The sequence below is a fragment of the Photobacterium rosenbergii genome (genome assembly GCF_003026455.1).
In the GTDB taxonomy this organism is placed as follows: Bacteria; Pseudomonadota; Gammaproteobacteria; order Enterobacterales; family Vibrionaceae; genus Photobacterium; species Photobacterium rosenbergii.
In genome coordinates this window covers 222,723-230,668 of the sequence record NZ_PYMB01000005.1, presented here as the reverse complement: position 1 = coordinate 230,668, position 7,946 = coordinate 222,723, and the positions used below count along the sequence as shown (strand labels likewise).

Here is a 7,946-nt window from a genome sequence, read left to right as displayed (position 1 = left end):
CCCCGAGCCCCGAGCTACAACACCTGCCTACTAGTCACCAGCTCAACTCGGGTCGAGACCGCATGTAGAGCAATATTGTGGATCATCTCATCGACCGTGGTGCAGCAATCCATCAGCATTGAGACTTTGTACTTCTCTGCGGCTTTGGAGATAGCGGTGTGGGTCACGCAGTTCTGGGTCATCATGCCGCAGACCAGCAACTCATCGACACCTTGGCGGCTCAGTACTTGCTCAAGGTTGGTCTGCTCGAAGCTATCGGCAAAATGTTTGATCACCACTTCACCTTGTGGGGCTGCTGCCATGATCTCTGGATGGATCTCAGCACCTTGGGTGCCTTGATTGAAAAATGGCGCAAGGCCCATCGCCGGATCAGCAAGGTGCTGGATATGGATCACCGGGATGTTTTGCTGGTTGGCTTTTGCAATGGCCGTTTTGATATTGGCGAGGGTTTGCTCGGTATTCCACAGCGGAAATTTACCATTTGGGAAATAGTCATTTTGTAGGTCGATTACAAGTAGTGCTTTCTGAGACATTAGCGGACTCCTGTTACGTGTGTGAGGTTTAAACCAAGGGGTTAAACAATGAACATGGAGCCAGTATAGGGATTGATCTGCGTGTTTCTCAGTGTCTAAAATGACATAAACAAGGTTAAAACTGACAAAGAGCCTTTCCCCGTGAATTATGATGTTATTTCTATCGCCATTGTCCAGTATCCCAACAGCCTGCGCTCGGCGGTGTATGGCTTGGAGGAACTATTTGCCATGGCGAACCATGCCAGTAAAGAGCAGGGGATAGATGTAACCTTCAAGGCTGAGCTAATAGCCTTTGATACGCCGAGCATGCCTGATCAGGCCCCCTCGGATAACAAGGATGCAAGCTATGCAGTTGTGATATTGCCGCCGAGCCAACTTGGCGATGATTACCTTATGCCTCCACAAGCATTAATTGAATGGCTGGGTAAGCAGCACCAACAGGGCAGTATTTTGGCATCGGCCTGTGCCGGGGCATTTATCTTGGCCCGGACCGGACTGCTAGCAGGTAAGCCGGTAACAACCCATTGGGGACTGGCGCAGGCATTGCACCAGCAGTTCCCGGAGTTACAAATGGCGACGGATAAGATCCTTATCAACCAGGGCGATGTGATCACCGCCGGAGGGATGATGTCATGGCTGGATCTGGGGCTGGAGGTTGTCTCGCAACTGGGTTCGCCAGCACTGATGCGGTTGGTGGGCAAAATGCTGGTGGTCGATACCGGCGCTCGCGAGCAACGCTACTACCAGCAGTTCGCCCCTAGTTACCAGCATGGGGACGCGGCTATTGTCCCGCTGCAACACGAGCTAAATAAACGTTACAGCCAGACCCAGAGTATTGCCGGCCTAGCGCGCAGGGCCAACCTGACCGAACGTACCTTGTTGCGCCGTTTTGTCAAAGCGACCGGTTTCAAACCTACCCAGTACCTCCAGCGCCTGCGGGTACAGAAGGCCTGCGACCTGCTGGAAACAACCGCTGAACCTTTCGAGTCCATTGCCCGCCAGATCGGTTATGAAGATGTTAGTGCATGCCGCAAGGTGTTTATCAAGGTGATGGGGCTAAGCCCTGGCGAATTCAGGAAGCGCTTCGTGGCCAATCGCACAGCTTAAATAGGCCGTGTTGATTATTTCATTTTCTACAAAAGTTATTTGTCATTCTTGCTATCAATGAAAAACTGATGACTTGCTAGACTGCCCGCATCCTAATTGAGAGGGCAGCAGTTATGACCAAGTCACTATTCCAGCCGATGACACTCGGCCGCCTTACCCTGAAAAATCGCATTGTCATGCCTCCGATGACACGCTCACGCGCCAGCCAACCGGGCGATGTGGCCAATGATTTGATGGCAACTTACTACGCCCAGCGCGCCAGTGCCGGCTTGATTGTTTCCGAAGGGACCCAGATTTCATCGATGGCCAAAGGCTATGCCTGGACTCCGGGTATCTATACCCCGGAGCAAATCGCTGGCTGGAAAAAAGTTACCGATGCGGTCCATGCCGAAGGTGGCGCTATCTTTGCCCAGCTATGGCATGTCGGCCGTGTGACCCACCCTGACAATATTGGTGGCGAGCAACCTATTTCTTCATCGGCGATCAAGGCAGAAAACGTCAAGGTATTTATCGACAACGGTACCGATGCACCGGGTTTTGTCGATGTGGTTGAGCCGCGCGAGATGGCTGTAGAAGAGATCAAGGACGTTGTTGAGCAGTACCGCCAAGCTGCCCTTAATGCAGTAGAAGCCGGCTTCGATGGTATCGAGCTGCATGCCGCTAACGGTTACCTGATCAACCAATTTATCGACTCAGAAGCCAATAACCGCACCGATGCCTATGGTGGCAGTCTGGAAAATCGCCTGCGCTTTTTGGATGAAGTGGTAGCCGCCATGGTTGAAGCCATTGGAGCTGAGCGTGTGGGGGTTCGCCTTGCGCCTTTGACGACGCTTAACGGCACCGTTGATGCCAACCCGCAAGAAACCTATACCGCCGCTGCAGCGCTGCTAAACAAGCACAATATTGTGTACCTGCACATTGCCGAAGTGGACTGGGATGACGCGCCAGATACGCCTAAATCATTCAAGCAGGCGCTGCGTAAAGCCTACCAAGGCGTATTGATTTACGCTGGCCGCTACGATGGCGACAAAGCCGAGCAAGCCATTGGCGAAGGTTTGGCAGACATGATTGGCTTTGGCCGTCCGTTTGTGGCCAACCCGGATCTTCCAGCCCGGATTGAAAACGGTTACCCACTGGCTGCGCATGATCCAGAGACCCTGTTTGGCGGGGCTGAAAAAGGTTTGATCGATTACCCAACTTACCAGGCTGAAACCAGCCCAGAGTGTGTTTAAGTTTTAGCTGGAGAGAAACAATGCTATTTGAATCATTTAATTACGGTCAGCAGTCGTTTGAAAACCGTATTGCTATGGCGCCAATGACCCGTTCACGTACCTCGCAGCCGGGTGATGTGCCAAACGACATGATGGCAACCTATTACAAGCAGCGTGCCAATGCCGGTTTGATTATCACTGAAGGTGCGCCAATCTCTGCGGTTGGCCGTGGTTATTCGATGACGCCGGGCATCTATACCCAAGCCCACATCGACGGTTGGAAAAAAGTCACTGAGGCTGTACACAGCGCAGGCAGTAAAGTCTTTATCCAGCTTTGGCACGTAGGCCGCCGCAGCCATGAAACTATCGCCGGTGAGCAACCGGTATCGGCATCGGCGGTAAAAGATCCCGATCAGGTGTTTGGCCCATTGCCTGAAGGCGGCTTTGGCATGGTGGAAACCGGTATGCCACGCGCTTTGAGCGAGCAGGATATCCAAGACACTATTGCTGATTTTGTCCAAGCGGCTAAAAATGCGATGGAAGCGGGCTTTGATGGTGTTGAGATCCACGCTGCCCACGGGTACCTGATTGACCAGTTCATGCGAATGGCAAGCAACCAGCGTACAGACCAGTATGGAGGTTGCCAGGAAAACCGCATGCGTTTCATGCTAGAAACCGTTGAAGCGGTTGCCAAAGAAATCGGCAGTGACAAAGTGGCTATCCGTGTGTCACCGCACGTGATTGAAGGTTATGCCGAAGAAGATCCTGAGATTATTCAGCTGACGCTTAAAGCATTGGCAAAACTGGCACCGATGAACCTGGCTTATGTCCACTTCTCGGAAAATATTTCGCGCTACGTCGAAGCGCCGGAATCTTTCCGCCAGCAAGTGCGGGAAGTGTACCCGAACCCAATTATGGTAGCGGGCAAGCTGACCAAGGAAACGGCTCAGCAACTGCTTGATAAGCAATATGCTGACTTGGTGGCTTTCGGTACGCCATATGTGACCAACCCAGATCTGGTACAGCGCTTCAAAAATGACTGGCCGCTTACCGAGTTCGATGCCGATGCCCGTCTGACCCTTTATGGAGGCAATGACAAGGGTTACATCGACTACCCGGAGTACCTGCATACCGAAGCGTAACTTAGCTATCTCTGATAGAGATTTAGCTAAAATTCAGCGCTTAAGTTGTTCGAAAATAAATTAAAAACGGCTCCAGAGATGGAGCCGTTTTTGTGTATGGCTATAGTTATAAAATTTGAAATAACTCAAAAACTAGAAGCAGAAATTTAATTTATATACATTTCAATTACATGAAATCATTATTAAAGTCATACTTCGAAAAATGTTAACAAAGGTAAGGCTTAATTCTTGATCTTATCAAAAGATAAAATATTTAATGGAGTGTAATTTATAAACAAATAGGGTTGGTGTTTTTTGTTATTTAATGATAGGGAATTCATATGGCAAACTTAATTATTTGTGCAGATGGTACATGGAATAAACCAGAAAAAGATATAAAAAAAGAATACCCAACTAATGTGCTAAAATTAGCAAGGGCTATTTCACCGTTAGATGAAAATATAAAACAACATGTTTTCTATGACTGGGGTATTGGTTCGTATTATAACAATATGATAGCTGGAATTACAGGAAGCGGAATTCAAAAAAATATAATGGACTGTTATCGCTACATAGTTCAAAACTATAAAGACGGAGATAGAATATACTTATTCGGCTTTAGTAGAGGTGCTTATACAGTTAGGGCTTTAAGTGGTTTGATTAATAATTGTGGGATATTACGAAGAGAACATGCAAACCTTGTTACAGAGGCATTTGGACTATATAAAAATGAGCATAAAGATAAACATCCTGACGGGATAATAGCTAAAGATTTTCGGGATAAATATAGTCATAAAAAAAGAGATGTCCATTTTATTGGTGTTTGGGATACCGTTGGTTCGTTAGGTATTCCATTTAGTTTGATGGGCTTGTTCGATAGTGATGATGAGTTTTATGATACAAAAATGGGAAATAATATAAGTATTGCACGTCATGCTTTAGCTATTGATGAGAAGCGGATAGATTTTACTCCAACAATTTGGCAGCAAAAAAATAAGATAGATATTAAGCAAGTTTGGTTTTCTGGAGTGCATCGTGATGTGGGAGGTTCATATCCTCCTGATAAATTAGGGTATATGGCGTCAGATGCACCATTGGAATGGATGCTTAGAGAAGCCGAATCAGCAGGTCTCATTCTTGAGTCGCATATAAGAGATAATCTTAAATTCAATGTAAAAGCAAAACTACATAAATCTAGGAAGCATGTATATCGGGTTAAGAAGAAACTAGACCGAGAGCTATTTACTGATGATGTAGATTTAAGAATACATATATCAGTAAAGGAAAGATACTTAAATGATAGTTCATATCGTCCTTCAAAGTTGAAAGATATGGTTGATATTGTTGGGTGGGATAAAATAAGCATTGAATATTAAAATATAAAGATGTTTGAGATTTTATATAAAGGACTTATGATGGGTGAAAATGGAAATTGCTTAAGTGACGTAGTAATAAGTAGTTCGGGTCAGGTGAATTCATCTGTTGATTTGCTTATTAAAATGTCAGAAAGGTTATCAAGTGATATTGATTTGATATGGGGGGTGTTTTTAACAATAACATTTACCCTTTTAGGATATGCTTATCAGAATAAGGGTGATAAGTTTCTTTTAAAAGGGATAAAGGTTACATTCTTTCTTGTCTATGTGTTAATTTGTTCTTTTTTAATGTTAAAATATAATTCGGTATCTTTAATTCATAATAAATTAAATGGTTTGGTTAATGATGATATGAGAATTATAATGACCGATGTCCTATCAACTAGTGCTAATAGGTTTTTCGTTCTGCTTATTTTTATCTTTGCACTTTTTGTTGTGAATAGGGTTATAAATTATTTTTCAAATATGCAGCTAATTAATGATGATGGTGCTACAACGAGTCGTTACTAACAATGTCTTTTGCTTATACAATTTTCTTATATACGGCTCCTGATTCGGAGCCTTTTTTTTCTTGTTGCCTAATTAGCTGATGGTCATTCTCAGCACATGCTCCTCGCCCGGCTGTAAACAAACGGGTTGCTGGAATACTGCCGGTTCAACGCAGAACACTCTGAGGTAGTCATCGTCTGCCAAATCTGCCATTGCCACAGCTCCCTCCCGCCAAGGCGACCAGGTCACTAAGCTGTCATGGCCGGTTGCAGCTATCTGCGTTGTACCTTGTGGCAATGAAAGGACACAGTTTGTTTCTGGGGCGGTATAAACATGATCCAGCGCCTTGGCAAAGGCCAGTGTGCCATTTCCATTGCAGGGACTACCGTTATCAACACTGTCGAGATATGGCCGGCCTAGGCCTGTTAGCTCGCTTTGGCGGATATCGTCAGTGGCAAAGTAGCTATGGAAAGCACCGGTGAACGACCAAGGTTTGGCGCCGGTGTTTTTGCTGGTCAGCACCAATGTCAGGGATTCGCCGATTATGATGTCTAGCTGCAGCTCAAAGTGGTGTGGCCAAAGCGATAACGTATGCTCGTTGGCGCTGAGTGACAACCGCAGCCGGGCCTCCTGCTCATCGCTTTCGCTGTGATCCAGATCCCAAAGCGATTGGCGGGCAAACCCATGGGCGGGTTGCGAAAGTGGGTCGGGGCCTGGCTTGTGGTTGCCAAACCATGGCCAACATAGCGGGATACCACCGCGTATAGCTGTGCGGTGGTTGAATATTGCCCTTTCACCCAGCCATAACCTTTGGTGGGAGTGGGTCGGTTGGAAGCGCAGCACCTGGCCACCAAACAGTGAGATATCGGCAGTTGCTTTGGGATGGCGGACATGGATAACAGGCACATCCTGAATGCTACCAAGGTGGCTATTATCAGGGCGAATGGTGTTCATGGAATAGGACTCTCTTGATTGGATTTGATCGAAAACAGTGGAACGATGATCAAGGCTGTCTTGGGATCATCGCTTGATCATCGTTCCGGAAATCGTGCTCTAGCTATTGTCTTTGGGATCAGCGCTGCCGCAGGACTGGCGGATCATCAGCTTCGGCGGAATGATGATCCGCTTTTGGGGTTCGGTATTGCCACGGATACGTTCTAGCAGCGCTTCACCGGCACGGCGGCCAATCTCCCTCGCCGAGACAGAAATAGTGGTCAGGGCCGGATAGGTATCGGCAGCTTCCGGGACATCGTCAAAACCGGTAATGGCAATATCCTTGCCTGGTTCGAGTTGATGCTGGCGCAAGGTACGGATCGCCCCGAAGGCGACAATATCGTGGTAGCACACTACCGCAGTAACTTCCGGATGATGCTTGAGCAGGGTTGCCATTGCCGCAGCGCCGCCATTGCGGGTTGCCGGGCAGGTGGCCATCCAGCCCAGTTGCGGGGTGATGTTATGCTCGATCAGCTTGCTCATGTAGCCGCCCATCCGGCTGGCCCGGTTTTTCGACGCTTTGTCACCGCCGATAAAGGCGATGTTGCGGTGGCCGAGATCAAGCAGGTGCTGGGTGACCAGTTGCCCACCGTAAAAGTTATCGGTACCGACATAGTCATAGTCGGTGCCTTCAATATCCCTTACTGCCAGGATCACCGGCAGTTGGCGCCGTTTGAGGGTGGCAAGGAACTGCTGATCTGTCCCTTTGGCCGGGCACAGCACCAGCCCGCCGGCTTTCTGGCTCAGCAGGGACTCGATAAATTTCTTCTGCCGCGCAACGGCATCTTCGCTGTTGGCCAAAAACAGCATCAGGTCGTTGTCTTCCATCTCCTGGCTGAGTCCGGCTGTCATCTCGCTGTAGAACGGGTTGGTAATATCATTGAGCAGCAGGCCGATCTGGTTACTGTGCTGGTTACGCAGGTTGGCGGCGGTTTGGTTGTAGACATAGCCCAGCTCATCAATCGCCTGCAGCACACGCTGGCGGGTCTTGTCGGAAATTCTTCCTTTATCTCTCAGTACCATAGACACGGTAGCGGTGGAGACACCACAGTGCTTGGCAACATCAACAATGGTAGCCATATTGGATTTAAACCTAAGGTTAATCGTTTAATCTAA

8 protein-coding genes are annotated in these 7,946 nt (G+C 47.8%); 5 read left to right on the top strand and 3 right to left on the bottom strand.

What is annotated here, in order from left to right:
* Positions 1-14: 14 nt before the first annotated feature.
* Complete coding sequence (locus tag C9J01_RS14515; RefSeq protein ID WP_107298866.1) at positions 15-533, bottom strand: cysteine hydrolase family protein; 519 nt, start codon at positions 531-533, stop codon at positions 15-17.
* Positions 534-674: 141 nt separating this feature from the next.
* Between C9J01_RS14515 and C9J01_RS14510 the strand changes: the two genes are divergently transcribed.
* The 5 genes from C9J01_RS14510 (at position 675) to C9J01_RS14490 (ending at position 5,858) form a co-directional block, all read left to right on the top strand.
* Complete coding sequence (locus C9J01_RS14510) at positions 675-1,640, top strand: GlxA family transcriptional regulator (protein WP_237156976.1); 966 nt, start codon at positions 675-677, stop codon at positions 1,638-1,640.
* 113 nt (positions 1,641-1,753) lie between these two features.
* Entirely contained in the window at positions 1,754-2,872 is a 1,119-nt protein-coding gene (locus tag C9J01_RS14505; protein ID WP_107298865.1) for an alkene reductase, read from the top strand.
* A gap of 20 nt (positions 2,873-2,892) precedes the next feature.
* A complete protein-coding gene (locus C9J01_RS14500) occupies positions 2,893-3,993 on the top strand; it encodes an alkene reductase (protein WP_107298864.1) in 1,101 nt (366 codons plus the stop codon).
* 320 nt (positions 3,994-4,313) lie between these two features.
* Positions 4,314-5,348 carry a DUF2235 domain-containing protein gene (locus C9J01_RS14495; RefSeq protein WP_107298863.1) on the top strand — a complete coding sequence of 345 codons (1,035 nt, stop codon included), beginning with the start codon at positions 4,314-4,316 and terminating at the stop codon, positions 5,346-5,348.
* Between the two features lie 9 nt (positions 5,349-5,357).
* The gene (locus C9J01_RS14490) at positions 5,358-5,858 is read left to right on the top strand and encodes a hypothetical protein (RefSeq protein WP_158264550.1); all 501 of its coding nucleotides are present in this window, start codon (positions 5,358-5,360) and stop codon (positions 5,856-5,858) included.
* Between the two features lie 72 nt (positions 5,859-5,930).
* Here C9J01_RS14490 and C9J01_RS14485 read toward each other — a convergent pair whose 3' ends face one another.
* A complete protein-coding gene (locus C9J01_RS14485; RefSeq protein ID WP_107298861.1) occupies positions 5,931-6,791 on the bottom strand; it encodes a D-hexose-6-phosphate mutarotase in 861 nt (286 codons plus the stop codon).
* 99 nt (positions 6,792-6,890) lie between these two features.
* On the bottom strand, positions 6,891-7,910 hold the full coding sequence (locus C9J01_RS14480; RefSeq protein WP_107298860.1) for a LacI family DNA-binding transcriptional regulator: 1,020 nt from the start codon (positions 7,908-7,910) through the stop codon (positions 6,891-6,893).
* Between the last annotated feature and the right edge of the window lie 36 nt (positions 7,911-7,946).